At 72.7% G+C, this 25,978-nt stretch carries 26 protein-coding genes and 1 tRNA gene; 10 read left to right on the plus strand and 17 right to left on the minus strand.

All coding sequences use genetic code 11. The annotated features are described in order from the left end of the window. Positions 1–109 precede the first annotated feature (109 nt). From AX737_RS17475 to argH, 3 genes are all read right to left on the minus strand, one after another. Complete coding sequence (locus tag AX737_RS17475; protein WP_066923660.1) at positions 110–766, minus strand: invasion associated locus b family protein; 657 nt, start codon at positions 764–766, stop codon at positions 110–112. Between the two features lie 129 nt (positions 767–895). Then, the gene (locus tag AX737_RS17480) at positions 896–1,171 is read right to left on the minus strand and encodes a hypothetical protein (protein ID WP_066923662.1); all 276 of its coding nucleotides are present in this window, start codon (positions 1,169–1,171) and stop codon (positions 896–898) included. Positions 1,172–1,266: 95 nt separating this feature from the next. Further along, positions 1,267–2,667, minus strand: a complete 1,401-nt coding sequence (gene argH / locus AX737_RS17485) for an argininosuccinate lyase (RefSeq protein WP_066923663.1) — start codon at positions 2,665–2,667, stop codon at positions 1,267–1,269. Positions 2,668–2,712: 45 nt separating this feature from the next. Between argH and AX737_RS17490 the strand changes: the two genes are divergently transcribed. After that, a complete protein-coding gene (locus AX737_RS17490) occupies positions 2,713–3,345 on the plus strand; it encodes a TlpA disulfide reductase family protein (RefSeq protein WP_066923665.1) in 633 nt (210 codons plus the stop codon). 233 nt (positions 3,346–3,578) lie between these two features. Here AX737_RS17490 and alaS read toward each other — a convergent pair whose 3' ends face one another. Beyond that, the gene (alaS, locus tag AX737_RS17495) at positions 3,579–6,269 is read right to left on the minus strand and encodes an alanine--tRNA ligase (protein WP_066923667.1); all 2,691 of its coding nucleotides are present in this window, start codon (positions 6,267–6,269) and stop codon (positions 3,579–3,581) included. 244 nt (positions 6,270–6,513) lie between these two features. On the opposite strand from alaS, the gene AX737_RS17500 reads away from it, so the two are divergent. The 4 genes from AX737_RS17500 to AX737_RS17515 all read left to right on the plus strand — a co-directional run bounded on the left by AX737_RS17500 (position 6,514) and on the right by AX737_RS17515 (position 10,146). Beyond that, positions 6,514–7,698 (plus strand): transglycosylase SLT domain-containing protein, encoded by a 1,185-nt coding sequence (locus AX737_RS17500; protein ID WP_066923669.1) that lies wholly within the window; start codon positions 6,514–6,516, stop codon positions 7,696–7,698. Between the two features lie 182 nt (positions 7,699–7,880). Further along, a complete protein-coding gene (locus AX737_RS17505; protein ID WP_066923704.1) occupies positions 7,881–8,399 on the plus strand; it encodes a response regulator in 519 nt (172 codons plus the stop codon). Between the two features lie 74 nt (positions 8,400–8,473). Then, positions 8,474–9,292: a transglutaminase family protein gene (locus tag AX737_RS17510; protein WP_066923670.1), complete on the plus strand. Its 819-nt coding sequence runs from the start codon at positions 8,474–8,476 to the stop codon at positions 9,290–9,292. A gap of 191 nt (positions 9,293–9,483) precedes the next feature. After that, the gene (locus tag AX737_RS17515; protein ID WP_066923672.1) at positions 9,484–10,146 is read left to right on the plus strand and encodes a L,D-transpeptidase; all 663 of its coding nucleotides are present in this window, start codon (positions 9,484–9,486) and stop codon (positions 10,144–10,146) included. Between the two features lie 78 nt (positions 10,147–10,224). Here the strand turns inward: AX737_RS17515 and AX737_RS17520 are convergent, their stop codons facing one another. The 5 genes from AX737_RS17520 to AX737_RS17540 form a co-directional block, all read right to left on the minus strand. Beyond that, positions 10,225–10,644 carry a DUF2147 domain-containing protein gene (locus AX737_RS17520; RefSeq protein WP_066923706.1) on the minus strand — a complete coding sequence of 140 codons (420 nt, stop codon included), beginning with the start codon at positions 10,642–10,644 and terminating at the stop codon, positions 10,225–10,227. A gap of 165 nt (positions 10,645–10,809) precedes the next feature. Further along, positions 10,810–11,229, minus strand: coding sequence for a DUF2147 domain-containing protein (locus AX737_RS17525; protein WP_066923674.1), 420 nt, complete (start codon positions 11,227–11,229; stop codon positions 10,810–10,812). Positions 11,230–11,302: 73 nt separating this feature from the next. Beyond that, positions 11,303–11,866 (minus strand): hypothetical protein, encoded by a 564-nt coding sequence (locus tag AX737_RS17530; RefSeq protein ID WP_156453803.1) that lies wholly within the window; start codon positions 11,864–11,866, stop codon positions 11,303–11,305. Between the two features lie 147 nt (positions 11,867–12,013). Next, the gene (locus tag AX737_RS17535) at positions 12,014–12,292 is read right to left on the minus strand and encodes a hypothetical protein (protein ID WP_066923678.1); all 279 of its coding nucleotides are present in this window, start codon (positions 12,290–12,292) and stop codon (positions 12,014–12,016) included. 85 nt (positions 12,293–12,377) lie between these two features. Further along, positions 12,378–12,839 carry an Rrf2 family transcriptional regulator gene (locus tag AX737_RS17540; protein WP_082773109.1) on the minus strand — a complete coding sequence of 154 codons (462 nt, stop codon included), beginning with the start codon at positions 12,837–12,839 and terminating at the stop codon, positions 12,378–12,380. Positions 12,840–13,113: 274 nt separating this feature from the next. Here AX737_RS17540 and AX737_RS17545 point away from each other — a divergent pair, with 274 nt between their 5' ends. Continuing rightward, on the plus strand, positions 13,114–13,350 hold the full coding sequence (locus AX737_RS17545) for a hypothetical protein (protein WP_066923683.1): 237 nt from the start codon (positions 13,114–13,116) through the stop codon (positions 13,348–13,350). Between the two features lie 144 nt (positions 13,351–13,494). On the opposite strand, the gene AX737_RS17550 is transcribed toward AX737_RS17545, so the two are convergent. Further along, positions 13,495–13,570, minus strand: a tRNA-Ala gene (locus AX737_RS17550). A 174-nt stretch (positions 13,571–13,744) separates the two neighbouring features. Next, positions 13,745–14,128 (minus strand): TIGR02300 family protein, encoded by a 384-nt coding sequence (locus AX737_RS17555; RefSeq protein ID WP_082773110.1) that lies wholly within the window; start codon positions 14,126–14,128, stop codon positions 13,745–13,747. 321 nt (positions 14,129–14,449) lie between these two features. On the opposite strand from AX737_RS17555, the gene aroA reads away from it, so the two are divergent. From aroA to AX737_RS17570, 3 genes are read left to right on the plus strand one after another with little or no spacing between them, the layout of a single operon-like run. Beyond that, positions 14,450–15,799: a 3-phosphoshikimate 1-carboxyvinyltransferase gene (aroA, locus tag AX737_RS17560; RefSeq protein ID WP_066923688.1), complete on the plus strand. Its 1,350-nt coding sequence runs from the start codon at positions 14,450–14,452 to the stop codon at positions 15,797–15,799. A gap of 4 nt (positions 15,800–15,803) precedes the next feature. Beyond that, positions 15,804–16,436, plus strand: coding sequence for a (d)CMP kinase (gene cmk / locus AX737_RS17565; protein WP_066923690.1), 633 nt, complete (start codon positions 15,804–15,806; stop codon positions 16,434–16,436). Positions 16,437–16,491: 55 nt separating this feature from the next. Continuing rightward, the gene (locus tag AX737_RS17570; RefSeq protein ID WP_280949087.1) at positions 16,492–17,667 is read left to right on the plus strand and encodes a multidrug effflux MFS transporter; all 1,176 of its coding nucleotides are present in this window, start codon (positions 16,492–16,494) and stop codon (positions 17,665–17,667) included. Positions 17,668–17,681: 14 nt separating this feature from the next. Here AX737_RS17570 and AX737_RS17575 read toward each other — a convergent pair whose 3' ends face one another. The 5 genes from AX737_RS17575 to AX737_RS17595 all read right to left on the minus strand — a co-directional run bounded on the left by AX737_RS17575 (position 17,682) and on the right by AX737_RS17595 (position 23,806). Further along, positions 17,682–19,790, minus strand: coding sequence for a M10 family metallopeptidase C-terminal domain-containing protein (locus AX737_RS17575; protein ID WP_066923692.1), 2,109 nt, complete (start codon positions 19,788–19,790; stop codon positions 17,682–17,684). Between the two features lie 255 nt (positions 19,791–20,045). Next, on the minus strand, positions 20,046–20,297 hold the full coding sequence (gene moaD, locus AX737_RS17580; RefSeq protein ID WP_066923695.1) for a molybdopterin converting factor subunit 1: 252 nt from the start codon (positions 20,295–20,297) through the stop codon (positions 20,046–20,048). Positions 20,298–20,326: 29 nt separating this feature from the next. Then, positions 20,327–20,926 (minus strand): CDP-diacylglycerol--glycerol-3-phosphate 3-phosphatidyltransferase, encoded by a 600-nt coding sequence (pgsA, locus tag AX737_RS17585; protein WP_082773112.1) that lies wholly within the window; start codon positions 20,924–20,926, stop codon positions 20,327–20,329. Positions 20,927–20,986: 60 nt separating this feature from the next. After that, the gene (uvrC, locus tag AX737_RS17590) at positions 20,987–23,041 is read right to left on the minus strand and encodes an excinuclease ABC subunit UvrC (RefSeq protein ID WP_066923698.1); all 2,055 of its coding nucleotides are present in this window, start codon (positions 23,039–23,041) and stop codon (positions 20,987–20,989) included. A gap of 45 nt (positions 23,042–23,086) precedes the next feature. Next, positions 23,087–23,806, minus strand: coding sequence for a protein phosphatase CheZ (locus tag AX737_RS17595; RefSeq protein WP_066923700.1), 720 nt, complete (start codon positions 23,804–23,806; stop codon positions 23,087–23,089). 253 nt (positions 23,807–24,059) lie between these two features. Here AX737_RS17595 and AX737_RS17600 point away from each other — a divergent pair, with 253 nt between their 5' ends. Beyond that, the gene (locus tag AX737_RS17600) at positions 24,060–24,935 is read left to right on the plus strand and encodes a L,D-transpeptidase (protein WP_066923710.1); all 876 of its coding nucleotides are present in this window, start codon (positions 24,060–24,062) and stop codon (positions 24,933–24,935) included. A gap of 48 nt (positions 24,936–24,983) precedes the next feature. On the opposite strand, the gene AX737_RS17605 is transcribed toward AX737_RS17600, so the two are convergent. Further along, positions 24,984–25,691 carry a DUF2076 domain-containing protein gene (locus AX737_RS17605; RefSeq protein ID WP_066923702.1) on the minus strand — a complete coding sequence of 236 codons (708 nt, stop codon included), beginning with the start codon at positions 25,689–25,691 and terminating at the stop codon, positions 24,984–24,986. Positions 25,692–25,978: the final 287 nt, after the last annotated feature.

Here is a 25,978-nt window from a genome sequence, read left to right on the forward strand (position 1 = left end):
GGCAGCCTCATACCCCTCACCCTGTCCCTCTCCCTATGGGAGAGGGGACCCGCGCGTCCGCGAACAGGCGTGGTAATTCCGTAGCGCGTCGGGAGACGCGCTCCCGCCCCTACTTGCACTCCTCACGCGCCCGCTTCATCGCGTCGGCGAAGCCGGCCAGCGCGTACTCGTCGGCGGTCGGGTTGCCGCGCATCGAGGTCGTGCGGACCGTGAGCTTCGGGGTGCGGCCGCTCATCTCGGTGACCACCCGGGTTTCCTCGGCCGGGTTCTGCAGCCAGGCGTTGCCGTCCTTGGTCACCAGCCCGTAGCGCGCGGTGCCGATGTTGAGGGAGGGGTCGCTCGGCGCGGCGGCCGCGCCGGCCTTCCCTTGCGCGGCGGCGGGCTTGGCGGGGAAGCCCAGCATCACCGCCACCTCGTTCTGGACGTTCTCGGCCTTGCGCACCGTCACGAACAGGTAGGCGGTGTCGCGCTTGAGGGTGTTGGGCGAACGGGCCTGCGGCTGGGCGATGGCGTAGCAGACGCGCGCCTTGCCCTGACCGTTGGTGAAGACGTTCCAGTCGCCGATCACCGCCACCGGCACCGCCTGCTGCATGCCGGGCGGGGTCGCGGGCTTCTTCTCGCGCCCGCGCCGGCCGCGGCGCGGCGCGGCCTCGTCGGCCTCCTGTGCGTGCGCCGTCCGCATCCCCGCCAGATCGCTCAAGCCGGCCGGCAGCGGCGCGAGGAGAGCGAGGGCTCCGACCGGGAGCAGGCAGAGGGCACGGCGCATCGGCACATCCTGAACAGCATCGTCCGGCACCGCGGCTCCCGCCGGGCGCAGGGTTTAGTGACGCTTGCGCTCAAGGACGGCAAGAGGGGCGGCAGGAGCGAGCGGACGGCAGGCCCCGCCCTCCCCTTCTCAGGCGGCGCGGATCTCGGCCGCGTTGGCGGCCGCCATGGCGGCGACCGGAAGCGCGGGCTCGGAGACCGCGATGGTCACCGCCGGCTCGACCACGATCTCGGCCGCGGCGCGCGGCTGCGGGTCGTTGTAGGGGGTGTTGTAGCCCTTGCGCACGGCGGCCCAAAAGGCCTCGCGCGCGAGGCCCGAGCCCGTGAGAGCGGCATCGATCATCGCGGTCGCGGACGCCGCCATCTCGGGCGCCTCTTCCGGCTTGATCCAACTCTCGACGGGCATGCTGCGATCTCCGATCCACACGGCCGAGCTTATGGCGCAACGGACTTAGCTGAACGGTGAACGCCGGGGCGTTGCGAATGGTTGCGGCGCACAATTCACGCGGGTTTTGCCGCCGCCTCCCCGAGCCGCGCGATCCAGGCCTCGGCCTGTCGGCGAACGTTGTCGGGCGCGGTGCCGCCGTAGCTGGTGCGGCTCGCCACCGAATTCGCGACGCCGAGCACCGCGTAGACCGCGTCGGTGATGCGGGGCTCGGCCGCCTGCATCTCGGGCAGCGTGAGTTCCTCCAGCCCGACGCCCCGGGCCGAGGCCGCGCCGACGAGGCGGCCGGTGACGTGGTGGGCCTGCCGGAAGGGCAGCCCGAGTTCGCGCACCAGCCAGTCGGCGAGGTCGGTGGCGGTGCTGTAGCCGGAACCCGCGGCTTTGCTCAGCACGTCCGCGACGGGCTCAAGGTCGCGCACCATGCCGGTCATCGCGGCGAGGCACAGCGAGAGGGCCTGGAGCGCGTCGAAAGTGCCCTCCTTGTCCTCCTGCATGTCCTTCGAGTAGGCGAGCGGCAGCCCCTTCATCACGATGAGCAGGCCGGTGAGCGCGCCGACGATGCGGCCGGCCTTGGCGCGCACCAGCTCGGCGGCGTCGGGGTTGCGCTTCTGCGGCATGATCGACGAGCCGGTGGTGAAGCCGTCCGAGAGCCGCACGAAGCCGAACTGCGCCGAGGTCCAGACGACCAGCTCCTCGGCGAAGCGCGAGAGATGCACGGCGCAGATCGAGGCGGCGGAGAGCGATTCCAGCGCGAAGTCGCGGTCGGCCACCGAATCGAGGGAGTTCGCGGTCGGGCGGTCGAAGCCGAGCGCGGCGGCGGTCGCGTGCCGATCGATCGGGAAGGAGGTGCCGGCGAGCGCCGCGGCACCGAGCGGGCACTCGTTGAGGCGCGCGCGCGCGTCGCGGAACCGGCCGCGGTCGCGCGCCAGCATCTCCACGTAGGCCAGGCAATGGTGCCCGAAGGTGACGGGCTGGGCCGATTGCAGGTGAGTGAAGCCCGGCATCACGGTCCCGGCATGGGCCAGCGCCTTGTCGGCCAGCGCCCGCTGCAGCTCGGCGGCCTGGGCGTCCAGCGAATCGAGGGTGTCGCGCACCCAGAGCTTCATGTCGGTGGCGACTTGGTCGTTGCGCGAGCGCGCGGTGTGGAGGCGTCCCGCGGCCGGGCCGACGATCTCGGTCAGCCGGCTCTCCACCGACATGTGGATGTCCTCGAGCTCGCGGCGGAACACGAAGCTGCCGGCCTCGATCTCGGCCTGCACGGACTTGAGCCCGGCCTGGATCGCGGCCACATCGTCGGCCGGTAGGATGCCGGCCTCGCCCAGCATCGTCACATGCGCCAGCGAGCCGCGGATGTCCTGGGGCGCGAGGCGCTTGTCGAACCCGATCGAGGCGTTGATCTCCTCCATGATCTCGGCCGGGCCGCTCGCGAAGCGGCCGCCCCACATCCGGTTGCTCATGCTCTCAACGTCCCTTCCGCGCTCACATCAGGACAGGCAAGGCTGATGCCCAGACCCATCGCGCGCCTCGCCATCGGCGCCGGCCTCGTCACGGCCCTCGTCGCTGGGCTTGCCCTATACGGGACGGGCTCCATCACCGGCAACGGGGCGGGGCCCTGCGCCGCCTCGATGCCGGCCCTCGCCCGCGTCGCGCAGACCAGCCGCGGCGACGTCGCGGCTATGCAGGCGCCCGACGGCCCGAAGCCCGCCCCGGACCTCGCCTTCCGGGGGCCGGACGGGACCGAGATGCGGCTCGGGGATCTCCGCGGCAAGCTGCTCCTCGTGAATCTCTGGGCGACGTGGTGCGCCCCCTGCAAGGCCGAGATGCCGGCCCTCGACCGGCTGCAGGCCGCGCTCGGCGGGCCGGACTTCGCGGTGGTGGCGATCAACCTCGACACCCGAAACACGGAGAAGCCGCCCGTGTGGATGCGGGAGAACGGCATCGCGCAGCTCGCCTACTACGCCGATCCCGGTGGGCGGGTGCTGCCGGCCGTGCAGCGCGACACCGGCTCCACCGGCCTCCCGACGACGCTGCTCATCGACGGCGCCGGCTGCACGATCGGCGTGATGAAGGGCCCGGCCGAGTGGTCGGGCGCGGACGCGCGCACGCTGATCCAGGCCGCTTTGGGGCGAAGCTGACCGACGCACCTCCCTCTCCCCTCTGCGGGAGAGGGTGGGCCGGCCGTCAGGCCGGGTCGGGTGAGGGGAGCGACGGTGCAGATGCGGGCGTTGCCCTGCATGAAGGTTGCGCCCGGGCCTGAAGCGTTCACCTCTCTCCCGACCCCTGCTGACGCAGGGGCCACCCTCCCCCGCAGAGGGGGGAGGGGGAAGACGCGGCGGGCGCCGCCCTAAGCTCTTGAAGGTCGTCTGCCTCAGGCCGCCTCGGCCTGCGCCAGCGCCTCGGCGATCGCGTCGAGCGCCGCCTGCGCGCCGGCCCCGTTCGGGCCGCCCGCCTGGGCCATGTCGCGGCGACCGCCGCCGCCCTTGCCGCCGAGGTGGCCCGCGCCCGCGCGCACCAGCCCGACCGCGTCGTAGCGGCCGGTCAGGTCCTCGGTGACGCCGACCACGAGGCCGGCCTTGCCGTCCGCGGCGACCCCCACGATCGCCACGATGCCGGAGCCGAGGCGCGTCTTGCCCTCGTCCGCGAGGCTCTTGAGGTCGCGCATCTCGACGCCCTCGACCACCCGCGCCATCAGCTTCACGCCCGCCACCTCGCGGGCCTCGTCGCCGCCGCCCGCGGCACCGCCGCCCATCGCGAGCTTCTTGCGGGCGTCGGCCAGTTCCCGCTCCAGGCGGCGGCGGTCCTCGAGGAGCGCGGCGAGCCGGTCCGGCGCCTCGGCGACCGGCGCCTTGAGCTGGCCGGCGAGCGCCGCGAGCGCCCGGCCCTCCTCGGCGCGGTAGCGGCGGGCCGCGTCGGCGGTCATGGCCTCGATGCGGCGGACCCCGGCGCCGACCGCGCTCTCGCCCACGATGGTGATGAGGCCGATATCGCCGGTGCGCGCCGCGTGCGTGCCGCCGCAGAGCTCGATCGAGAAATTCGGCAGGCGCACTTCCTCGGCGGGAGCACCGGCCTCGTCCACGGGCCGGCCCATCGAGACGACCCGCACCTCGTCGCCGTACTTCTCGCCGAACAGCGCGCGGGCGCCCGACGCGATGGCGTCGTCCACCGCCATCAGCTTGGTCACGACGGCCTCGTTCTGCAGCAGCACCGCGTTGGCGATGTCCTCGACGCGCTGCAGTTCGGCCGCCTCGATCGGCTTCGGGTGGCTGATGTCGAAGCGCAGGCGCTCGGGCGCCACCAGCGAGCCCTTCTGGGCGACGTGGTCGCCGAGCACCTGCCGCAGGGCCTCGTGCAGCAGGTGGGTGGCCGAGTGGTTGGCCCGGATCGCCCGGCGGCGGGCGTGGTCGACCTTCAGCTCCACGGCGCCGTCGCGCGCCAGCGTGCCCTCCTCCACCGTGACGTGGTGGACGAAGAGATCGCCGAGCTTCTTCTCGGTGGCCGTCACGCGGGCGCGCAGGCCCGGACCCGCGACGAGGCCGGTATCGCCGACCTGACCGCCGGACTCGGCGTAGAACGGAGTCTGGTTCGCGAGCATCAGCCCGCTCGCGCCGGCCTCCAGCGCCTCGACCTCGGCGCCCTCGCGCAGCAGCGCCACGACGATGCCCTCGGCCTCTTCCGTCTCGTAGCCCAGGAACTCGGTGGCGCCGACGCGGTCGCGGACGGAGAACCACACCGTCTCGGTCGCGGCCTCGCCCGAGCCCTTCCAGGCCTCGCGCGCCGCCTGTTTCTGGCGCTGCATCGCGGCCGTGAAGGCCTCCGTGTCCACGCCGATGCCGCGGGCCTTCAGCGCGTCCTGGGTCAGATCCAGCGGGAAGCCGTAGGTGTCGTAGAGGGTGAAGGCGGTCTCGCCCGAGAGCTGGCCGCCCGCCGTGAGGTCGCGGCTCTCGGCGTCGAGGATGGCGAGGCCGCGCTCCAGCGTGCGGCGGAAGCGGGTCTCCTCCAGCCGCAGGGTCTCGGAGATCAGGCTCTCGGCCCGCATCAGCTCGGGGTAGGCCTGGCCCATCTCGCGCACCAGCACCGGGACGAGGCGGTACATCATGGGTTCCCGCGAGCCGATCAGCTCGGCGTGGCGCATGGCGCGGCGCATGATCCGGCGCAGCACGTAGCCGCGGCCCTCGTTCGAGGGCAGCACGCCGTCCGCCACCAGGAAGGATGAGGCGCGCAGATGGTCGGCGATGACCCGGTAGGAGGCGAGCGTCGCGGGCTCCGGCGCGCGGGAGACGGCGTGCGCCACCGCGTCGATCAGCGCCCGGAACAGGTCGGTCTCGTAGTTCGAGTGCACGCCCTGCAGGATCGCCGCCATGCGCTCCAGGCCCATGCCGGTGTCGATGGACGGCCGAGGCAGGGCGAGGCGGTTGCCCGGCTCCACCTGCTCGTACTGCATGAAGACGAGGTTCCAGAACTCGAGGAAGCGGTCGCCGTCCTCGTCCGGAGAGCCGGGCGGGCCACCCTGCAGCGCCGGGCCCTGGTCGATGAAGATCTCCGAGCACGGTCCGCACGGGCCGGTGTCGCCCATCTGCCAGAAGTTGTCCGAGGTGCCGATGCGGATGATCTTGTCGTCCGAGAAGCCCGCGATCTTCTTCCAGAGGGTCGCGGCCTCGTCGTCGTCCGCGTAGACGGTCACCAGCAGGCGGTCGGGCTTGAGCCCGAACTCCTTGGTGATCAGGTTCCAGGCCAGCTCGATCGCGCGCGGCTTGAAATAGTCCCCGAACGAGAAGTTGCCGAGCATCTCGAAGAAGGTGTGGTGGCGCGCGGTGTAGCCGACGTTGTCGAGGTCGTTGTGCTTGCCGCCCGCGCGCACGCATTTCTGCGCGGTGGTGGCGCGCTGGTAGGGCCGCTTCTCGACGCCCGTGAAGACGTTCTTGAACTGCACCATGCCGGCGTTCGTGAACATCAGCGTGGGGTCGTTCTTCGGGACCAGCGAGGACGAGGGCACGACGGCGTGGTCGGCCGCTGCGAAGTAGTCGAGGAAGGTCGACCGGATCTCGTTGACGCCGCTCATCGAGGACTGACTCTGCTGGGAACGTTCGTGCCGTGCGCCGCGGCCGGAGCCGGCGCGTTCGCGCCCTCTTAGCCGAGGCGGACCGATTAAGTCACGGGTGACATTCTACGACTAAGCTCGCCGCCGATCGGGCGGGGTTTGCCACAGGATCGTCGCAAGCGCGGCCGTGTTGTCGCCACATCTGTCAAGCCATCTCACGGGGAAGGCGCCGTCACCGGCGCGTGATCAGAGCACGTGAGTCGCAATGCAGGGCCGCACCGCCGGAACGTCGCGCAACGCCTACTCTGCCTCTGCCAAGGCGCCCACCCGCTTCGGCGCCGGCCCGGCCGACGCCATCACGGCCGAGACCCGGGTGGGGCGCGACCACGGCAGCCGCCCGGCGCTCGCCCGCTCGCTGCTCTCCGTCACCCTCGTCGCCGGGGGCCTCAGCGCGGTGCTGATCGGCTCCGGGGCCGAGCTCGGCAAGATCGGCCTCGACAACGCCGTCTCGACCGCGCACGCCGCCACCGAGATCCAGATGCCGCGCCCCCGGGTGCAGACCGTCTCCCTCGCTCCGCGGGCGGTCGAGAACCCGGCGCCACGCGCACCGCTGCGCGCCTCGACGGCCTTCGCGCACGTTCACGATCTCGATACCGACCTGGGCTCGAACAGCGTCGATCGGGTCTCGTACGACTTCCTGCTCTCGGAGAGCGCGGTCGGCGACCCGAACGACGTGCTGGAATTCGGGCCGATGAAGATCCGGCGCCACCTCGTCCAGACCATCGTGCGCGCCGCCCAGGCCGTGCAGACCGACCCCGTGCTGCTGATGGCGGTGGCCGACAAGGAGTCGAGCTTCATCACCGCGGTGCAGGCCAAGACCTCGTCGGCCACGGGCCTCTACCAGTTCATCGAGCGGACCTGGCTCGGCGTGGTGCGCGATTTCGGCGCCAAGTACGGGCTGGAGAAGGACGCGGCCCTCGTGGTGGCCGACGCCAACGACCGGCCCGCCGTGCAGGACCCGGCCGAGCGCGCCCGCATCCTGGAGCTGCGCCGCGACCCCTACCTCTCGGCCCTGATGGCGGGCGAGATGCTGAAGCGCGACGCCGCCCGCATCGCGCTGCGCATCGGCCGCGAGCTGACGCTCGGCGAGGTCTACCTCGCCCACTTCCTCGGGCCGGACGACGCCGAGGAGTTCCTGGCCAAGGTGGTGAACACGCCGGGCGCCGCCGCCGCCGCGCTGCTGCCCGGCCCGGCGCGGGCCAACCGCACGATCTTCTTCGCCTCCGCCGCACAGCGCGGGCGCCGGGCCAAGAAGGCGGTCAGCCTCTCGGTCGCCCAGGTGCACGAGAAGTTCGAGGCGATGATGAGCGCCCGCGGCGCCCGCTACCAGAACGTGCGCGCGGTCTCGGGCGTGATGGCCTTCGCGGACGCCGACGCCGCCACGCCGTAGCAGACCAGGGATTCGTACCGCCCGCGCAACTGACGCGCGGTTCCCGACTTCTTTCCACGGGCCCCGCCCGGGGCAGGCAGGAGTTTTCGGGAGGTCTTGTGAGCACAGCGGACCGCGACGGGGCCGGCGCGCGGCGTTTTCCCGCCCAGGACACGCTCACGCCGGGCGTTCCCCTCGACCAGATCGGGCAGACCCTGGCCTCGTTCTACGACGACCTCGTGGCCGAGGGCGTGCCGGAGCACCTCGCCGCCCTGGTCCGGCGCGTGCGCCAGGCCGAGCCCCAGGCCGACGCCGCGGCGACGCCCGCGCCCGCCGCCGCCGAGCCGAGGCGCATCGCCCTGGTGGTCGAGGACGAGCCCCAGATCCGCGCGCTCGCCGAGACCCTGCTGGAGGAGACCGAGCTCGCCGTCGTCGGCTGCGACAGCGCGGAGGCCGCCCTGCGGGTGCTGCAGGAGCGCGGCGGCGACGTCGCCCTGGTCTTCGCCGACGTGCGGCTCGCCGGCGCCATGGACGGGCTGCAACTCGCCCACGCGGTCGCGACCCTGTGGCCCCGCGCGCGCCTCGTGATCACCTCCGGGCACGGGGTGAGCCGGCCCGACCTGCCGCCCGAGGCCGTGTTCATCCAGAAACCCTGGCGCCCGCTCGACGTTCTGGTCGAGGCCGAGCGCGCGAGCGGCGAGCCGCCGCCGCCCGTGCTCTGATCGCCCCGATCCGAACCCGGAGGCGGGGCGCGGCTCTTGCATCGCGCCCGGTCCCTCTCCCAGCGGTGTGCCCCATGAAGATCAGGACCGGTTTCGACATCGCCTTCGATTCGGGCCAGGCGACGCCGATGATCCTGATGCTCAGCGTCCATCCCTCGCGGATGCCGGACGTGCTGACCCCGCACGTGATCCGCCTCGATCCGCCGGTGCCAGTGCACGAGTACCGCGACCGCTTCGACAACATCTGCCACCGCATCCTGGCCCCGCCCGGCCGCATCGCGATGTCGGCCTCCTTCGTGGTGCAGGATTCCGGCCTGCCCGACGCCTACGCCCCCGAGGCGCGCCAGATCCCGGTGCAGGACCTGCCGGACGAGGTGCTCGTCTTCCTGTTGGGCTCGCGCTACTGCGACACTGACAAGCTCGCCCAGACCGCCTGGAACCTGTTCGGCAACGGGCCGGAGGGCTGGGGACGCGTCCAGGCGATCGTGGACTACACCCACAACCGCATCCGCTTCGACTACATGCGGGCGGACGCGACGCGCTCGGCCCATGACGGCCACACCCAGCAGGAGGGCGTCTGCCGCGACTTCGCGCATCTCGCCGTCACCCTCTGCCGCTGCATGAACATCCCGGCGCGCTACTGCACCGGCTATCTCGGCGACATCGGCGTGCCCGCGGTGCCGGACCCGATGGATTTCTCGGCGTGGTTCGAGGTGTTCCTGCACGGGCCCGAGGGCCCGCGCTGGTACACGTTCGACGCGCGCCACAACCGGCCCCGCATCGGCCGCATCGTCATGGCCCGCGGGCGCGACGCCACCGATGTCGCCATCACGACGAATTTCGGCTTCCAGAGCCTCGCCCGCTTCGACGTGCACACCGACGAGATCCTCTGAGGACGTCCGGCCGCCCGCCGGGGCGACTCACGCATCCGTGAATAACCCGGGACAAACCGGTGCACGGATGCGGCGAACGTCCTGGGACGCCCCGGTATTCCGCCACAGAGCAAAATCTTCGCGACCCTGTGGAACCCTCTGCCTACGCTCACGCTTGTAATGGCAAAGGTTATTGCTCAGGCAGGTTCATCATGAAGACCTCCGCCACTGTGCTCGCCGCCCTGTTCGGCGCATCGCTTCTTGCAGCGGTTCCGGCGCACGCCGCCTCGTCCTACTACGACCCCTTCGGCGCCAGCGACGCCGAGGACGCTTATGGCGACGACCAGCCCTACGGCTACCAGGGCACGCCGGGCCGCGCCTACCAGCCGGGCTACGGCCAGGGTGTGCAGGCCGCGCCGCAGGCGCAGGTCCAGCCGATCCCGCGCGAGGTCGTCGCCTTCAACGCCCCCTACAAGCCGGGCACGATCGTGGTCTCGACCTCGGAGCGGCGCCTGTACTTCGTGATGCCGAACGGCGAGGCGATCCGCTACGGCGTCGGCGTCGGCCGCCCGGGCTTCACGTGGTCGGGCACCAAGACCATCACCGCCAAGCGCGAGTGGCCGTCCTGGACCCCGCCGGCCGCCATGCTGGCCCGCCGCCCCGACCTGCCGCGCTACATGGCCGGCGGCATCGAGAACCCGCTCGGCGCCCGCGCCATGTATATCGGCTCGACCGAGTACCGCATCCACGGCTCCAACGAGCCGGACACGATCGGTCAGGCCGTCTCCTCGGGCTGCATCCGCATGACCAACGAGGACGTCACGGACCTCTACGAGCGCGTGAGGGTCGGGGCAAAGGTCGTCGTGCTGAACTGATCGGGGCCGATAGGCCCGCAGGAACGCCGCGTCATCGCAGGATGGCGCGGCGTTTGCGCTTTCGTTCGGTCCAAGAAATCAGTTCGCGCGCTTCCAGGTCTGGCTCTTGCAGAAGACGCTCATCACGCAGCCCGAGACCACGACGGTGTTGGGACCGGTCATCTTGAGGGTGCCCGAGTAGGTCTTGCCGTCCTTCGGATTGTAGAGCGTGCCCGCGTAGCCGTCCCCGGAGGCGTTCGGCGCGTTGACGATCTGGACGCCGACCACGCTGCGGGTGCGCAGCGCCGGGTCAGGATTGTTCGTGTCGAGGCCCTTGCCCGCGGCGCTGACCAGCGTGCCGCAATAGCCGCCGCCACAGCGGGCGAGCCGCACCTTCGATTCGCCCGTCTCGGTCAGCCAGATGCCCGCTGGGTCGCCGGCGGCGTGGCCGGAACCGGCCGCCAGCAGCAGGGCCAGCAGGCCGGCGGCGCGGAGCGTGGAACGGCGGCGCGATGTCATGGTGTCCTCCCGGTAGATGGTGTTGCAGGCCCGGACCATCGGGCTTCTCTGCTTAACATTCGATCGTGCAGCCTGCCTCGGGCGCGCCCGGATCCCGAAGTGCGCCCGGTCGGCGCCCGCCATCGCGATCCGCCGCGCGGGCTTGCCGGGCCTTGGCCGGCGAGGTCATCTCGTCCGTTGCCACGTCTCGCTCTTGCAGAACACGCTCATCACGCAGCCCGAGACCGAGACGCTGTTCGGGCCCGTCACCTTGAGGGTGCCCGAGTAGGTCTTGCCGTCGTCGGGATTGTAGAGCGTGCCCGCGTAGCCGTCCCCGGAGGCGTTCGGGGCGTTGACGATCTGGACGCCGACGAGGCTGCGGGTGCGAAGCGCCGGGTCGGGATTGTTCACGTCGACGCTCTGGCCGACGACGCTGACGAGCGTACCGCAATAGCCCCCGCCGCAGCGGGCGAACCGCACCTTGGACTGCCCGTCCGCGGTCAGCCAGACGCCGGCGGGGTCGCCGGCGGCGTGGCCGGCGCCGGCGGTCAGCAGCAGGGCCAGCAGGCCGGCGGCGCGGAGCGTGGGACGGCAAAGCAAGGTCATGGACCTCTCCCGAATCCAGCACGGCACGGCCGGATGGGGATTATTAGCCTAGCACCCGATCAGATGCCAGGCCTCAGAGGGCCCCCGGTCCCAGTACCGCGCCGAGGTAGGTCTCCGCCACCTCGCAGACGGGCTGGCCCGCAGCGCTCGCGAGCACCGCGTCCACGGCGAAGAGCGGCGTGTCGCGGCCCGGCCGGGCGGCGTGCTCGAGGAGGCGCAGCCCGATGTTGCGCCGGACGGGCGCGAGCGGCCGCACGACCCGGCCGAAGGGCGCGTCGGTCTCGTCGAGGGCGCGGTTCATCTCGGGCGTGAGGCGGGACGGCACGTACCAGTTGTCGGCCTCCGAGAGGACATGCGCGCCGCAGGCGAGGCGCACCCGGCGGTAGCGCACGGGCTCGTCCGGGCCGACGCCGAGGCGGCGGCGCTGCTCCGCGCTCGGCGGCTTCTCGGGCGCGGGCAGGCGCTGGGCGACGAGGCGCGGCTCCGGCGCGAGGCCGCGCTCGGCGCACCACGCCTCCAGCACCGCGGTCGCGCTCGGCGCCGCCAGGATGCGGGCCCGGAGCGCGGCGGCGAGCCCCGCCGCGTCCGCCCGGTCCACGGCCTCGGCGGGGTCGGCCCTGGCGGGAGAGAGAGGCATGAGCACCGCGAGGCAGGCCAGGACAGTCGCCGGCAGGGTTGGCGGGAGGCGCATCGGACGAGGGCCGGACGGGACGGATCCCGGGGATCGCCGACCGCCATAGCGGGCGCCCGCCGGATCGTCCATCGGCGCGGACCGCGCCGGAGGTCAGCAGCCGATGCAGATGTCGCGCACCGCGCGGTCGTGCATCGGCCCGGTCCGCTGGTTCGGCAGACGGTCGCCGCGCGGCGCGGGCTGCGCCTCGCGGAGGTGGACGGGGCGGACCCGCTCCGCCGCGGCGGGCGCGCTGAAGGTGGCCGCGGAGGGCGGCACGTAGGGGGCGGCCCGGTAGAACGGGCTGCCGCGCTCGAGCCCGGCCGCCGCGGTCCCGGCCGGCGGAAGGGCGATCAGGGCGGCGACCAGGACGGCGCGGGCGAGCACGGGCATGCGGACCTCCGCGGGAGGGCGTTCCCCTCGGTCAACGACGGCGCGGGGGATTCGTTACGGCCGCGCACGGATCCGGGCCGGCGCCTCAGGCCGAGGACGCCTCCTGCCGCGCCCGGTCGGCCGCGATCAGCCCGCCCAGGACCGCGCCGGTCCGGTGGTCCATCACGTCGGCCAGGGTGAAGCGGTCGAGTTCCCGGATGAAGCCGCGCTCGGCGGCGTCGAGCGCGTGCTTGATCAGGCAACCCTCGGCGAGCGGGCAGGGGCCCCGCCCGCAATCGATCAGGCAGCCGGTGCCCTCCAGCTCGGCCACCACCGCGCCGAGCCGGATCGCGGCCGGATCGCGCGCGAGGCGCACCCCGCCGGCCCGGCCCTGCTTGGCCACGACGAAGCCCGCCCGCACCAGCCCCTGGACGGCCTTGTGCAGATGGTGCGCCGAGATGCCGAAGGTCCGGGCGATGTCCGGTGTCGTGGCCCAGCCGTCCGCCCGCACCGTGCCGAGATACAGCAGCAGCCGCAGGGAGAAGTCCGTGTAGAGCGACAGGCGCAGGTCAGCCCCCGATCGAGAGCGCCCCGAGAGGCCCGAAAATCAGTCGTCCGGCGTTTCTACACCAGGCAGGCCGCGTCGCCCATGCGGGCCACGCGGCGATTTCGTCGCCGACACCCTGAAACGCCGAAAACTCGCAGACAAGTTACTTGTATGTCCTGCCTCCGGCACGGCCTACAACATGGGCGCCCGCCCCCGTCGTCGGCTGCCGCGCCCCGCGCGACCCACACAGGCGCCGACCGGCGCGACGACCGACACCTCACCTCACGTCCCCGAGATGCCGCACTTCTTCTTCGACATCCACGACCACGAACTCTCGCACCGGGACGAGGAGGGCAGCGAGTGGCCGGACACCGCCTCGGCCCAGGACCAGGGCAGGCGCCTGCTGGCCGACATCGCGCGCGACGAGGCGTTCCGCCACGATCCGCTCCACCTCTCGGTGAGCATCCGCGATGCAAGGCGGCGCGTGGTGGCGACCTGCGCCCTCTCGCTGGCGAGCACCCTCGTGGGGTGAACCGGAGCGGGGGCGAGCCCCCGCCGCACGGCGAGCGCGGTCACGGCACCCACGGTGGGGATCCCGGTCCGGCCAAAGATCTGTGATGGCGAGGCGTCAGTCGCTCCGACGACGCGGTCCCCGCAAACGAGCCGGGGAGGGTGATGGTGGAGCCTAACGGGATCGAACCGATGACCTCTTCCATGCCATGGAAGCGCTCTCCCAGCTGAGCTAAGGCCCCACTGTCATCATCCATCCGGATCTGGTTCCGGATGGCGTCTCGCCGGTGCACCGGGTGTGCCCAGGACGTCGGCGAGGCCGGTTCTATAAGCGGAGGACGGTCCGCGCTCAACCCCTTTTTCGCACCGACCGATCATTTTCGGGTCGGCGCCGCCCGCGGCTCGGGCGGCCGAGGTCAGCTCTCCTCGTCGTTCTCGATATCGCCGTCGATCAGGTCGGAGACGTCGTCGTCGCCCGAATCCTCCTCCTCCAGGAAGGTGTCGGCATCGTCGTCGCCGGCCGCGTCGTCGCCGGACTCGTCGTCGCTCGTGGTATCCGCGTCGTCCTCGGCGGCCTCGACCTCATCGAGGGAGACCATCTCCGGGCCCTTCTCGTCCGTCTCGTCCTCGTCGTCGGTGGCCGTGCTGCGCGACAGGGCCGGGGCGGCCACGCGGCTCGCCGTCGTCGCCTGGTAGACCGAGCCGCATTTCGGGCAGACCGCCGGGTCGCGGGCGAGATCGTAGAATTTCGCGCCGCAGTTCATGCATTGGCGCTTCAAGCCGAGTTCCGGTCTGGCCACGGGCGAAAACCTCGTCAGGGTGCTGTCAGGGGAGGGGCCCCGTTAGTCGCGGCGTGGACGGCTGTCAAATGGTGCGCGGCGCGGGCCGAATTCCGCCCGAAGCTCAGCGGCTTCCAGGTCGCCGGACGACCGCGCGACGATCTCGGCGGAGCGCGCCGTCGGCCCCGGATGGCGGCAGGGCAGGATGCCAGGAGGGATGGCCGGAGGGATATCCGGAGGCGACGGCCGGCGGCTCAGGATGACGCCGGGGCCCATTGGTGCTAACCGGCCCGCCATCCCCGTGGGCGCTCGTCGGCCCGCCGCCTTCCGGACCCGAATCCCGTGTCGCACGATCTCGAACCCCAGCCCCTCACCGCCTCGCCGGGGGCGCCGCTGCGCGGCTCGCTCCGGCCGCCGGGCGACAAGTCGATCTCGCACCGCGCGATGATCCTCGGCCTCCTCTCCATCGGCGAGACCCGGGTCGAGGGCCTCCTGGAGGGCGACGACGTGCTGCGCACGGCCGCCGCTGCGGAGGCGCTGGGCGCGGGCGTCGAGCGGCTCGGCGAGGGGCGCTGGCTGGTGCGCGGCGTCGGGATCGGCGGGCTGAGCGACCCGGCCCGGACGCTCGACTTCGGCAATGCCGGCACGGGCTCGCGCCTGATGATGGGCGTGGTCGGCGGCCAGCCGGTCACCGCGACCTTCGACGGCGACGCCTCGCTGCGCAGCCGGCCGATGCGCCGCATCCTCGACCCGCTGGTCAGGATGGGCACCGAGGTTGTCGCCGAGGCCGAGGGCGGGCGCGTGCCCCTGACCCTGCGCGGGCCCCGCGAGGCGATCCCGATCACCTACGAGACGCCCGCCGCCTCCGCGCAGATCAAGTCGGCCGTGCTGCTCGCCGGCCTCAACGCGCCCGGCACCACGACGGTGATCGAGGCGGCGGCCACCCGCGACCACACCGAGCGGATGCTGCGCCTGTTCGGCGCCGAGGTCGCGGTCGAGGCCCACGGTCCCGGCGGCCACGGGCGGCGCATCGCGCTCACCGGCCAGCCCACCTTGCGCGGCACCGACGTGGTGGTGCCGGCCGACCCCTCCTCGGCGGCCTTCCCGCTGGTGGCGGCGCTGATCGTGCCGGGCTCCGAGGTGACGATCCAGGGCGTGATGATGAACCCGCTGCGCACGGGGCTGATCACCACGCTCCTCGAGATGGGCGCCGACATCGAGCGCCTGCGCGAGCGCGAGGAGGGCGGCGAGACGGTCGCCGACCTGCGGGTGCGGGCGAGCCGCCTGAGGGGCGTCGCGGTGCCGGCCGAGCGCGCGCCCGCGATGATCGACGAGTACCCGGTGCTCGCCGTCGCCGCCGCCTTCGCGGAGGGCACGACCCGGATGAACGGGCTGCACGAGCTGCGGGTGAAGGAATCGGACCGCCTCGCCGCGGTCGCGGCCGGCCTCAAGGCCAACGGCGTCGCCCACGTGGTCGAGGGCGACGACCTCGTGGTGCACGGCGACGGCACGGCGCCCCGGGGCGGCGGCACGGTCGCCACCCATCTCGACCACCGCATCGCCATGGCGTTCCTCGTCATGGGTCTGGCCACGCGCGAGCCCGTCACCGTCGATGACGGCGCGATGATCGCCACGAGCTTCCCGAGCTTCCTGCCGACGATGCGGGCGCTCGGCGGCGGGATCGCGGAGTAGCCCGATGCCGATGGTGATCGCGATCGACGGCCCGGCGGCCTCCGGCAAGGGCACGCTCGCCCGGCGGCTGGCCGCCCATTACGGCCTGCCGCATCTCGACACGGGGCTGCTCTACCGCGCGGTGGCGCTCACCCTGATCGATGCGGGCGCGTCCCTCGACGACGAGGCGGCCGCGGCGCGCGCGGCGGCCTGCCTCATCGCCGACCGCCTCGCCGACCCACGCCTGCGCGAGCGCGCGATGGGGGAGGCGGCCTCGCGCGTCTCCGGCATCCCGGCGGTGCGCGCCGCGCTGCTTGCCTGGCAGCAGCGCTTCGCCGGCACGCCGGACGGCGCGGTGCTCGACGGGCGCGACATCGGCACGGTGATCTGCCCGGACGCGCGGGTGAAGCTCTTCATCACGGCGAGCGCCGAGGAGCGCGCCCGCCGCCGCCACCGCGAGCTGGAGGGCCGCGGCGAGGCGGTCTCGCTCGCGGCGATCCTCGCCGACATCCAGGCCCGCGACGCCCGCGACGCCTCGCGCAGCGCCGCACCGCTCCGGGCCGCGGCCGACGCGGTGCTGCTCGACACGACCGAACTCGACGCCGATGAGGCCTTCGCCGCGGCCCGCGCCGTGGTGGATCGCGCCCGCACGCAGTGAGCCCCGGCCGCGACCTCCCGCGCCACCCTCTCCCGCGCGGCGGCGGGGCGGCGCCGTGAGCGAGTCCGCCGGGCCGGGGCGGCGGGCCTCCTTCCCGCTCCTCGTCGCCGTCACCATGACGGGGACGCTCGCGCTGCACATCTTCGTGCCGGCCCTGGCGGACGCGGCGGCCGAACTCGGCACCAGCCCGGCCGCGGCCCAGCTCACCATCACGCTCTTCCTCGTGGGTCTGGCCGGCGGCCAGCTCGTCTACGGGCCGCTCTCGGACCGCTACGGGCGCCGCCCGGTGCTGATCGCGGGGCTCGGCCTCTACCTCGCCGGGTTGCTCCTCGCGATCCCGGCCCCGAACATCACCGTCCTGGTCGTGGCCCGCATCCTCCAGGCGCTCGGCGCCTGCAGCACGCTCGTGATCGGCCGCGCCATGGTGCGCGACGTCTCGGGCAGCACCGACGCGGCGCGCCGGATGGCGCTGCTCACCATGGCGATGACGCTGACGCCCGCGCTCGCCCCGGCGCTCGGCGGCCTCGTCGATACCTGGCTCGGCTGGCGGGCGGTGTTCGGGGTGCTGGCCCTGCTGGTCGGGGTGCTCGGCACGCTCGTGGTCGTCACCCTGCCGGAGACGAACCGGCACCCGGTGGCGCTGCCGGGCCCGAGCGCGATGGCCGCCGCCTACCTGCGGCTCCTGCGCATCCCGGTCTTCCGGGCCTATCTGGTGGCGGGCGCCTGCGCGGGCACCAGCCTCTACGCCTTCCTGGCGGTCGCGCCCTTCCTGCTGGTCGATCGGCTCGGCCGCTCGTCCGGCGAGGTCGGGCTCGACTGCCTGATCGTGGTCTTCGGCATGGTGGCGGGCGCGGTGGCGGCCAACCGCCTCGCGGGCCGCGTGCCGATCCGGCGGCTGGCCCGCACGGGCAACCTCGTCTGCCTCGCGGGCGCCGGCACGCTGCTGGCGATCGATCAGGCCGGGCTCCTCGGCGTGGTCGGCCTGATCCTCCCGCTCATCGTCTACGCGGTCGGCGTCGGCCTCGTCGGGCCGAACGCGGTGGCCGGGCTGATGAACGTCGATCCGCGCGCCGCGGGCGCGGCCTCCAGCCTCTACGGCTTCACCCAGATGGCCTTCGGCGCCGTCTTCACCGTCGCGGTCGGCCTCTGGCACCAGGGCAGCGCGACCCCGGTCGCCGCCACGCTGCTCGGGGCCGCGGCCGTCGCGGGCCTCGCGCTGCGGCGGGCCTGAGGAAGCGGCGGGCCTCAGGTCGCGAAGAACCCGGCATCCACCTGGTCGGGACGGACCCCGGACAGCTCGATGCCGCCGCCGCCCGACAGCGCGAGGACCGCGCTGCCGTCCCGTCCCGCCGAGACCGCGTAGCTCTGGCCGCCGAGCACGATCCGGTCGCCGGCCTGCCGGTCGAAGCCGAGGACGAGGTCGCGCCCGCCGGGATCGATCCCGAAGACGTAGCGGTCCGCGCCGAGCCCGCCGACCAGCATGTCGCTGCCGAGGTTGCCCGCGAGGACGTCGTCGCCCTGGCCGCCGTAGAGGATGTCGTCGCCCTGGCCGCCGAACAGCCGGTCGTCGCCGAGGTTGCCGTAGACGATGTCGTCGCCGAGGTTGCCGTAGACCTGGTCGTCGCCCTGGCCGCCGAAGACGGTGTCCGCGTCCTGGCCGCCGAAGAGCGTGTCGAGCCCCTGGTTGCCGTAGATCAGGTCGCGGCCCTGGTTGCCGTAGACGAGGTCGGCGCCCGCGCCCGCGCGGACGCTGTCGGCGCCCGCCCCGGCGGCGATCCGGTTGTTGCCGGCGTTGCCCGTGAGGACGTTGTCCGCCGCGTTGCCGACGAGCCCGCCGTCGGCCGCCCCGCCGAGCGCCGCCGTGGCGATCCCGGCCGGCAGGGCAAGCGTGCCCGCCCCCGTATAGATCACCGCGTCGATGCCGGCGTCGGCGAGCGCCGCGGTGACCTGCGCGGCGTCGTCCGTCCGGAAGGTGCGGTCCCCGCCGGCCGAGGTCCCGCCGCCACTTCCGCCGGTGCCGCCACCACCGCCACCGGGGGACGGAGCGGGTGCCGCGACGGCGATCTGGTCGAGCGCGAAGGTCCCGTCGGCGAAGCGGACGCCCTCGACGCCGACGAGCGTGTCGCGGCCCTCCGGAGCGCCCGCGCGGGTATCGGCAACCTGCACGCTGCCGTCGCCGAGCCGGGTGACCGCGTAGGCCGAGCGGGCGCCCGCGTAGACGGCCACGTCGCTGCCGTCGCCGCCGGCGAGCCGGTCGTCGCCCATGCCGCCCGCGAGGGTATCGTCGCCCGCGCCCCCGTCGAGGACGTCGTCGCCATCCCCGCCATCCAGGCTGTCGTTCCCGCCGAGACCGCCGAGGTGGTTGGGCGCGTCGTTCCCCACCAGGATGTCGTCGTTGCCCCCGCCCGTCCCGTTCTCGATCGTGACGCCGTTGGCGATGGTGTAGCCGCCGGTCAGGTCCTGCCCGGTCGAGAGCCGGCCGCCGCCGCCGACCTCCGCCCGTAGCGTCGCGGCGCGCAGGTCGATCTTGGCGCGGCGCGTGCCGGTGTAGCGGATCTCGTCGGTGCCGCCGGTGTCCCAGATCGTGGTGTAGCCGCGGTTCGCGTCCACGTCGTCCCCGAAGGTGTAGACGTCGTTGCCGGTGCTGAAGGCGCGCGCGCCGTAGATCGCCTGCAGCGCGGCGATGTCGATCGCGCCGAAGGAGCCGGGCTGGGCGTTCAGGGCCTTGTTCGGGTCGGCCTGCGGGGTGAACGGGTCGTCCTCGCCCCAGAACGGGTAGGTGTAGCCCATCACCGAGTAGATCTGGGAGTTGAGGTTGCCGGTCCCCTTGGACCCCGGGTCGCTCACGCCGGGCAGCGTCGGCGTGCCGCCATCCGTGTCGTGCGTGTGCTTCAGGCCGAGCGCGTGCCCGAACTCGTGGAACCACGTCTGCGAGTAGGTGCCCAGGCGCACGATGGCCGCCGAGCCGGCCACGTCGGGGTCGATGCGCACCACCGAATCGACGGTGACGACGCCGGGCCCCGGCCCCCCGGCCTCGCCGCCGCGGCCCGGTTCCAGGCGGAAGTTGATCATGCCGGTGCCGCCGACCTCCTGGAAGCCGACGCCGGCGAACGAGGCGATGTCGCCGACGATCTCCCGGTAGAACGCCTTCCAGTCGCCCTCGTCGAAATCCTGGATCCCGTTCCGGTCCATGTCGCCCGCGGCGAAGCTGTAGGTGATCGTCGCCGTCTTCCAGGCTCCGCCGCCGACGACACCGTCGATGACGGCGTTCCCGGTTGGTGGAACGGTTCTGTAGAGGTCGGCCATCGCGGTCACATCGATGCTGAAGGTCAGTGGAACGGCCGCGCGGGTCACGGCCGCCGCTCGACAGTCCATCGCCACGCATCGCGCGGCCCTGGTCCGGGAACAACGGACGATATGCGCGGATTTCAACAGTACAACCTTCGGTTATACCGCTCTTCAGCAGGATAGATTGTGGACGAACATGGTTTTTCGGCGGCCGGCCGCGACTGAATCGAAGGCGTCGCGGCGCGGCGGATCCGCCGGATCGCCGGTCGGTGTGCCTCGGCCCGGCACGCCCCGAGCGGGGACGGAATGCCGCCCGCGCGCCTACCCGCCCGTCATCGGCGGGAAGAAGGCGATCTCCGCGGCGCCCGCGATCGGCGCGTCGGGCTTGGCGTGGACCCGGTCGATCGCGGCGCGCACCACGCCGGGATTCTCGAAGGCGTAGGCGTATTCCTCGCCGCGCCCGCGCAGCCAGCCGACGAGGTCGGCGACGGTGCGGATCTCGGCCGGCGGCTCGACCTGCTCCTCGGGGCGGCCGACGCGCTCGCGCACCCAGGCGAAATAGACGAGCTTCATCGCTGGCGAACTCCTGCGGCCCGGCCCGCTCAGCGCGGGTCGTCGATGGCGTGCTTCACGCCGGCCCTCATGTAGTCCCACCCGGTCCAGAGCGTGAGGGCGGCGGCGAGCCAGAGCAGCACGGTGCCGATCTGCCCGGTGCCCGGCAGCACGGTCTCGCCCGCGGGGCCCGCCACGAGGAAGCCGAGCGCCAGGAGCTGCACGGTGGTCTTCCACTTGGCCACCCGGCTCACCGGCAGGCCGACCTTCAGCTCGGCGAGGTACTCGCGCAGGCCCGAGACCAGCACCTCGCGGCACAGGATCACGATGGCGGCCCAGGTCGAGGGGCCCGCGATGGTGCGGTCGGCCACCAGCATCAGCAGGCAGGCGGCCACCAGGAGCTTGTCGGCGATCGGGTCGAGCATGCGCCCGAGCGCCGAGGATTGCCCGTAGGTGCGGGCAACGTAGCCGTCGAGATAGTCGGTGATCGCGGCGGCGGCGAAGATCCCGAGCGCGGTGAAGCGGGCGGTGATCGAGTCGGGCCAGAACAAGAGCCCGACCATCACGGGCACGGCGACGAGGCGTCCGTAGGTGAGGCAGTTCGCGAGCGTCCAGGCCTGCGACCGGCGTCGGGGGAGGACGGCGTTCATCGGCGCGGTGAAATCACGGCTTCCCTCGGGCGTCAACGGATCCATCCCCTCGCGCGCGCCTCAAGAGCCCGCATGGAAGAAATCGTAGACGGCGCGCGCCGTCGCGGCGTTCACGCCGGGCGTCTTGGCGAGGTCCTCCAGCGCGGCGCGCTGGATCGCCTTCACGGTGCCGAAATGGTGCAGGAGCGCGCGCTTGCGAGTGGGGCCGATGCCGGCGATCTCGTCGAGAGGGTTCTTCACCATCTCGCGCTTGCGCTTGGCCCGGTGCGAGCCGATGGCGAAGCGGTGCGCCTCGTCGCGCAGGCGCTGCACGAAATAGAGCGTCGGGTCGCGCGGCGGCAGGCGAAACGGCGGCCGGCCCGGCACGATGAAGGTCTCGCGCCCCGCGTCCCGGTCGCGGCCCTTGGCGACGCCGACGAGCGGCACGTCGGTGACACCGACCTCCTCGAGCGCGGTGCGGGCCGCGTCGAGCTGGCCCTTGCCGCCGTCGATCAGCACGAGGTCGGGCCAGGCCGGGAAGACGTCGGAATCCGCCTGGGGCTCCGGCACGGGCTCGGGCGTGCCGCCCTCCAGCGCCGAGGCCGCGGCCTCGCCCGCGGTGCGGGGCGCCTCCTTCACCAGCCGCTTGAAGCGGCGCTGCAGCACCTCGCGCATCATCCCGTAATCGTCGCCCGGGGTCAGCTCCTCGGAGCGGATGTTGAAGGTGCGGTAATGCGTCTTCATGAAGCCGGTCGGGCCCGCCACGACCATGCCGCCGACCGCGTTCGTGCCCGAGATGTGCGAGTTGTCGTAGACCTCGATCCGGCGCGGCGCCCGCTCCAGCCCGAAGGCTTGGCCGAGAGCGGCGAGCAGCTTGCCCTGCGAGGCGGTGTCGGCCAGCCGCCGCGCCAGCGCCTCCCGGGCGTTCCTCTGGGCGTAGTCGACGAGGTTCTTGCGCTCGCCGCGGCGCGGCCAGTGGATCTCGACCCGGTGCTCGACGCGGCTCGACAGGGCGGCGGCGACGAGCTCCGCATCCTCGACCGCGTGGCTCGTCAGCACGGTGCGGGGCGCCGGCTTGTCGTCGTAGAACTGGCCGATGAAGGAGCCCAGCACCTCCTCCGGCGTCATGGAGCGGTCGGCCTTCGGGAAGTAGGCGCGGTTGCCCCAGTTCTGGAAGTTGCGGAAGAAGAACACCTCGATGCAGAACTGGCCCGCCTGCTCGTCGAGTGCGAAGACGTCGGCCTCCTCGACCCCCTGCGTGTTCACCCCCTGCACGCCCTGGATGGCGGAGAGCGCGGCGATGCGATCGCGGAAGCGGGCCGCGCGCTCGAACTCCATCGCGTCGGAGGCCTCCTGCATCTCGGCGCGCATGCGGTCCTTCACGGCGTTCGACTTGCCGTCGAGGAAGTGCTTGGCCGCCTCCGCCATGCCGCGATACTCGGCCTCGCCGATCTCGCCCGTGCAGGGGCCGGAGCAGCGCTTGATCTGGAACAGCAGGCAGGGCCGGGTGCGGTTCTCGTAGTAGCTGTCCGTGCAGGTGCGCAGCAGGAAGGCGCGCTGCAGGGCGTTGACCGTGCGGTTCACCGCCCAGACGCTGGCGAAGGGCCCGTAATAGCTGCCCTTGCGCCGCCGCGCGCCGCGGTGCTTCACGATCTGCGGCGCCGGTCCGTCGTCGGTGACGAGGATGTAGGGGAAGGACTTGTCGTCCCGCATCAGCACGTTGAAGCGGGGCTTCAACTGCTTGATGAGGTTGGCCTCGAGCAGGAGCGCCTCGGTCTCGGTCGCGGTGGTGACGAACTCCATCGCCGCCGTCTGCGAGATCATCCGGGCGATGCGATTCGAGTGCGCCTGGCCCCGGGCGTAGGAGCCCACCCGCGCCTTCAGGTTCTTGGCCTTGCCGACGTAGAGGACGTCGCCCTTCTGGTCGAACATCCGGTAGACGCCGGGCGAGCTCGGCAGCGTCGTCCAGAAGCGCCGGATCACCTCGGTGCCGGCCTGGACGGCGCCCGGCTCGAAATCGAAGTCGATCTCCTGGCCGTCCTCGGGCAGGAGGTCCGGGGCCTCGTCGTCGCGGGCGTCCTCGGAACCGTCGTCGAAGCGGTCGGGCGGAAGGTCTGACGGGGCGCGCCGGCTCATGCGGCTGATCTAAGCGCCCCGGAAACCCCGCGAAAGGGGGCCGCCTCAGTCGAACAGCGCGTCGATGTCGGTCTGATCGACGTGGCCCGGATCCTCGTCGAGCTTCGGCCCGTTGAGGAGCGCCGACTCGTCGTCCGGATCCGCGGCATCGACCGGGCCGAGGATGTCGCGAAAACTCTCCAGGCTGCTCCAGGCCGCGAGGACCCGGTCGAGATGGTCCTCGACGAACTTCATCACGCCGACGATCTTGCTGATGCGCTGGCCGGTCAGATCCTGAAAGTTGCAGGCCTCGTAGGCGACCACGACCCGCTCCAGGATCGCATCGACGTTCTCCTGGGCCGACTTGCCGAGGTTGCCCGCCCGCAGCATGTTGGCGTTCTGCTCGATCTCCTCCATCACGGTGAGCAGGGTCGAGGTCGCGCTCTCGGTCGATTCCACCACCGCGTCGAGCTCGTCGGCGGCGCGGCGCATGCCCTTGCCGGTGTTCTCGGAGCGGTGCAGGGCCGCGATCTCGGACTTCGTCCGCGCGATCGCGTCCTTCATCACGTCGAGTTCGGAGCGCATGGCGAAGGCCTCGGCGAGTTCCCGCCGGCAGGCATCGACCGTCTCGCCGGCGCTCGCCTGCGTGATGCGGCGCAGGTCCTGGATCGCGCCCAGGATCTCGTCGAGCCGGGCCTTGTCGGCGGGCGCCGCCTCGGCGGCGGCGGGGGCCTGCACCGAGGCGATGCCGAAACTCTCTTCGATGCGGTAGCGCTTCTGGATCATCGCGGCGGGTCGGCCTTCTGCACGGTCCGCGAAGACTAGCCCGGAGGAGTTTTCAAACGGTTTCCGGACCGTCACCGCGAACCGGCGCTTCCGATCCTTAAGGGGCGGTTCACGCTGATTCCGGCGCGCCCGGGGAGATCGGCGGAGCGGGGGGCGATTCACCATCTTCCTTCACCGGATTCGCCGATGCGCGGCCGGATCCTCGGGGTCGATCGGGCCGACCTTACGGCCCTTCGGGCGCGGGGCGTTGACGATGGCTGGGCGTGTGCGGTGGGGATTGTGCGCGGTGGCGCTCGCCGCGGCGGGGATCGCGCCGGCGGCGGCGCAGAGCGGACGGTACGCGGCGCAGCAGCCCCGGTACGCGGAGCCGGGCGCCTACGGGGGCGGCCTGATCGAGTACCTGATGACGGGCAGCGTGCCCGGCGGAGGCGCCCCGGCGCCCTACGCCGATCCGCGCGCGCGCGTCTATCCGAGCGCTCATCCGAGCGCCGCGGCCTACCCGAGCGCCGCCTACGGCGCGTCGGCCCCGGGCCGGGCTTGGCAGCCGGAGCGCCACGCGGCGCTGCCGCAGGCGCCGACCGCGCCGCGGGCCGAGGCGTGGCCCTATCCGGGTGCCGCCGACCCCATGGCGTCGTCCCCCCCGCAAGGGGCGCCCCGCGAGGAGGAGCGGATCGGGCGCGGCCTCGATCCGCGCTTTCAGCGCCAGGAGGTGGCCTTTCCGGGGCCCCAGCGGCCGGGCACCATCGTGGTCGATACGCCCAACAAGTATCTCTACCTCGTCCAGCCGGGCGGCCGGGCGCTGCGCTACGGCATCGGGGTCGGGCGGCCGGGCTTCGCCTGGGCGGGATTGAAGACGGTCAGCCGCAAGGCCGAGTGGCCGGACTGGACGCCGCCGAAGGAGATGCTGGCCCGGCGCCCCGACCTGCCGCGCCACATGGCGGGCGGGCCGGAGAACCCACTGGGCGCGCGCGCGCTCTATCTCGGCTCGTCGCTCTACCGCATCCACGGCACCAACGAGCCGCACACGATCGGCCAGTCGGTCTCCTCGGGCTGCATCCGCATGATGAACGCGGACGTGGTCGATCTCTACGAGCGCGTGCCGGTCGGCACCCGCGTCGAGGTGCTGTGATCGGGATGTGATCGGCCGGCGCCCCGGAGGGCGCCGGCCTGTCGAGCCTCAGGCCCAGTCGCTGTCGTCGCCGCCGTCCATGTCGCCGGCGAAGTCGTCGCCGCCGCCCGCGCCGCCGTCATCGTAGCCGCCGCCGAGCGGGGCGCCGAAATCCTGCGTGTTGGCGGAGAGATCCTGCGTGCCGCCACCGAGGCCCGCCGCCGCGGCGCTGCCGAGTTGCGAGTGGCCGCCCGCGAAGGCGTTGGAGAGGGCGCTGCCGAGCAGCATGCCGCCCGCCGCGCCCGCCGCCATCGGCAGGGCGGTGGCCATGAAGCCGCCGCCGCGCGCCGCCTGCTGCGGCTGGCCGCCCCACGGGCCGCCCTGCTGCGGGTAGCCGCCCTGCTGCGGATAGCCCTGCGGACCCTGCGGCGGGTAGCCGGGCTGCTGGCCGTAGCCGGGCTGGCCGCCCCAGTTGCCGCCCTGCGGGCGCGGCGGCTCCTGGCGCTGGCCGCCGCCGAAGATGCTCGACAGGAAACCGCCGCCGCCGGAGCCCTGCGGCTGCGCCTGCTGGCGGCGCGCCTCCTCGAGCTGCTGGTTGAGGCTCTTGATCGCCTCCTCCTGCACGTAGATCAGCTGGGCCATCGCGTAGGGCGCGTAGGGCTGCTGGCGGAGCTTGTCGGCGATGAAGCGCTCGGCATCCGCGTCGCGGGGTTGGCTCGCGGCCTGCTCCAGGCGCTGGAAGATGCCGTTGATGACGTCGCGTTCTTCGCTGTTCATGGAGTCGTCCTCCTCGAGTCACGACCCGCGGGCGTTCACGGGCCGCGCGGACGCCAGCGCAGATGGGGAGGAGCCCAAGCCTTTGTCAGGGGCGGTCGCGAAAACTTCGCCGTTCAGACGAGTAAGATTTTCGGGATTAAAGCCGAAGGCAGGAACGAGAAAAGCCCGGCCTGGGGCCGGGCTTTCGAGCGTGTCAGGACGCCGGTCGCGAGACCGGCGTCCTGGGCCTCGATCTCAGTACGAGCCGAACTTGTAGTTCACGCCGGCGCGGACGACGGCGAACTCGG

This window comes from Methylobacterium sp. CCH5-D2 (assembly GCF_001556475.1).
Lineage (GTDB): Bacteria > Pseudomonadota > Alphaproteobacteria > Rhizobiales > Beijerinckiaceae > Methylobacterium > Methylobacterium hispanicum.

Bases quoted from the DNA above. Each gene is read 5' to 3' on its own strand.
- AX737_RS17515 (WP_066923672.1), top strand. From the start codon at position 9,484: ATGAAGACCTCCGCCACTGTGCTCGCCGCCCTGTTCGGCGCATCGCTT.
- AX737_RS17500 (WP_066923669.1), top strand. From the start codon at position 6,514: ATGCAGGGCCGCACCGCCGGAACGTCGCGCAACGCCTACTCTGCCTCT.
- uvrC (WP_066923698.1), bottom strand. From the start codon at position 23,041: ATGAGCCGGCGCGCCCCGTCAGACCTTCCGCCCGACCGCTTCGACGAC.
- AX737_RS17490 (WP_066923665.1), top strand. From the start codon at position 2,713: ATGCCCAGACCCATCGCGCGCCTCGCCATCGGCGCCGGCCTCGTCACG.
- AX737_RS17530 (WP_156453803.1), bottom strand. From the start codon at position 11,866: ATGCCTCTCTCTCCCGCCAGGGCCGACCCCGCCGAGGCCGTGGACCGG.
- AX737_RS17595 (WP_066923700.1), bottom strand. From the start codon at position 23,806: ATGATCCAGAAGCGCTACCGCATCGAAGAGAGTTTCGGCATCGCCTCG.
- alaS (WP_066923667.1), bottom strand. From the start codon at position 6,269: ATGAGCGGCGTCAACGAGATCCGGTCGACCTTCCTCGACTACTTCGCA.
- AX737_RS17525 (WP_066923674.1), bottom strand. From the start codon at position 11,229: ATGACCTTGCTTTGCCGTCCCACGCTCCGCGCCGCCGGCCTGCTGGCC.
- AX737_RS17480 (WP_066923662.1), bottom strand. From the start codon at position 1,171: ATGCCCGTCGAGAGTTGGATCAAGCCGGAAGAGGCGCCCGAGATGGCG.
- AX737_RS17605 (WP_066923702.1), bottom strand. From the start codon at position 25,691: ATGAACAGCGAAGAACGCGACGTCATCAACGGCATCTTCCAGCGCCTG.
- cmk (WP_066923690.1), top strand. From the start codon at position 15,804: ATGCCGATGGTGATCGCGATCGACGGCCCGGCGGCCTCCGGCAAGGGC.
- AX737_RS17475 (WP_066923660.1), bottom strand. From the start codon at position 766: ATGCGCCGTGCCCTCTGCCTGCTCCCGGTCGGAGCCCTCGCTCTCCTC.
- AX737_RS17520 (WP_066923706.1), bottom strand. From the start codon at position 10,644: ATGACATCGCGCCGCCGTTCCACGCTCCGCGCCGCCGGCCTGCTGGCC.
- AX737_RS17535 (WP_066923678.1), bottom strand. From the start codon at position 12,292: ATGCCCGTGCTCGCCCGCGCCGTCCTGGTCGCCGCCCTGATCGCCCTT.
- moaD (WP_066923695.1), bottom strand. From the start codon at position 20,297: ATGAAGCTCGTCTATTTCGCCTGGGTGCGCGAGCGCGTCGGCCGCCCC.
- pgsA (WP_082773112.1), bottom strand. From the start codon at position 20,926: ATGAACGCCGTCCTCCCCCGACGCCGGTCGCAGGCCTGGACGCTCGCG.
- AX737_RS17600 (WP_066923710.1), top strand. From the start codon at position 24,060: ATGGCTGGGCGTGTGCGGTGGGGATTGTGCGCGGTGGCGCTCGCCGCG.
- AX737_RS17545 (WP_066923683.1), top strand. From the start codon at position 13,114: ATGCCGCACTTCTTCTTCGACATCCACGACCACGAACTCTCGCACCGG.
- AX737_RS17510 (WP_066923670.1), top strand. From the start codon at position 8,474: ATGAAGATCAGGACCGGTTTCGACATCGCCTTCGATTCGGGCCAGGCG.
- argH (WP_066923663.1), bottom strand. From the start codon at position 2,667: ATGAGCAACCGGATGTGGGGCGGCCGCTTCGCGAGCGGCCCGGCCGAG.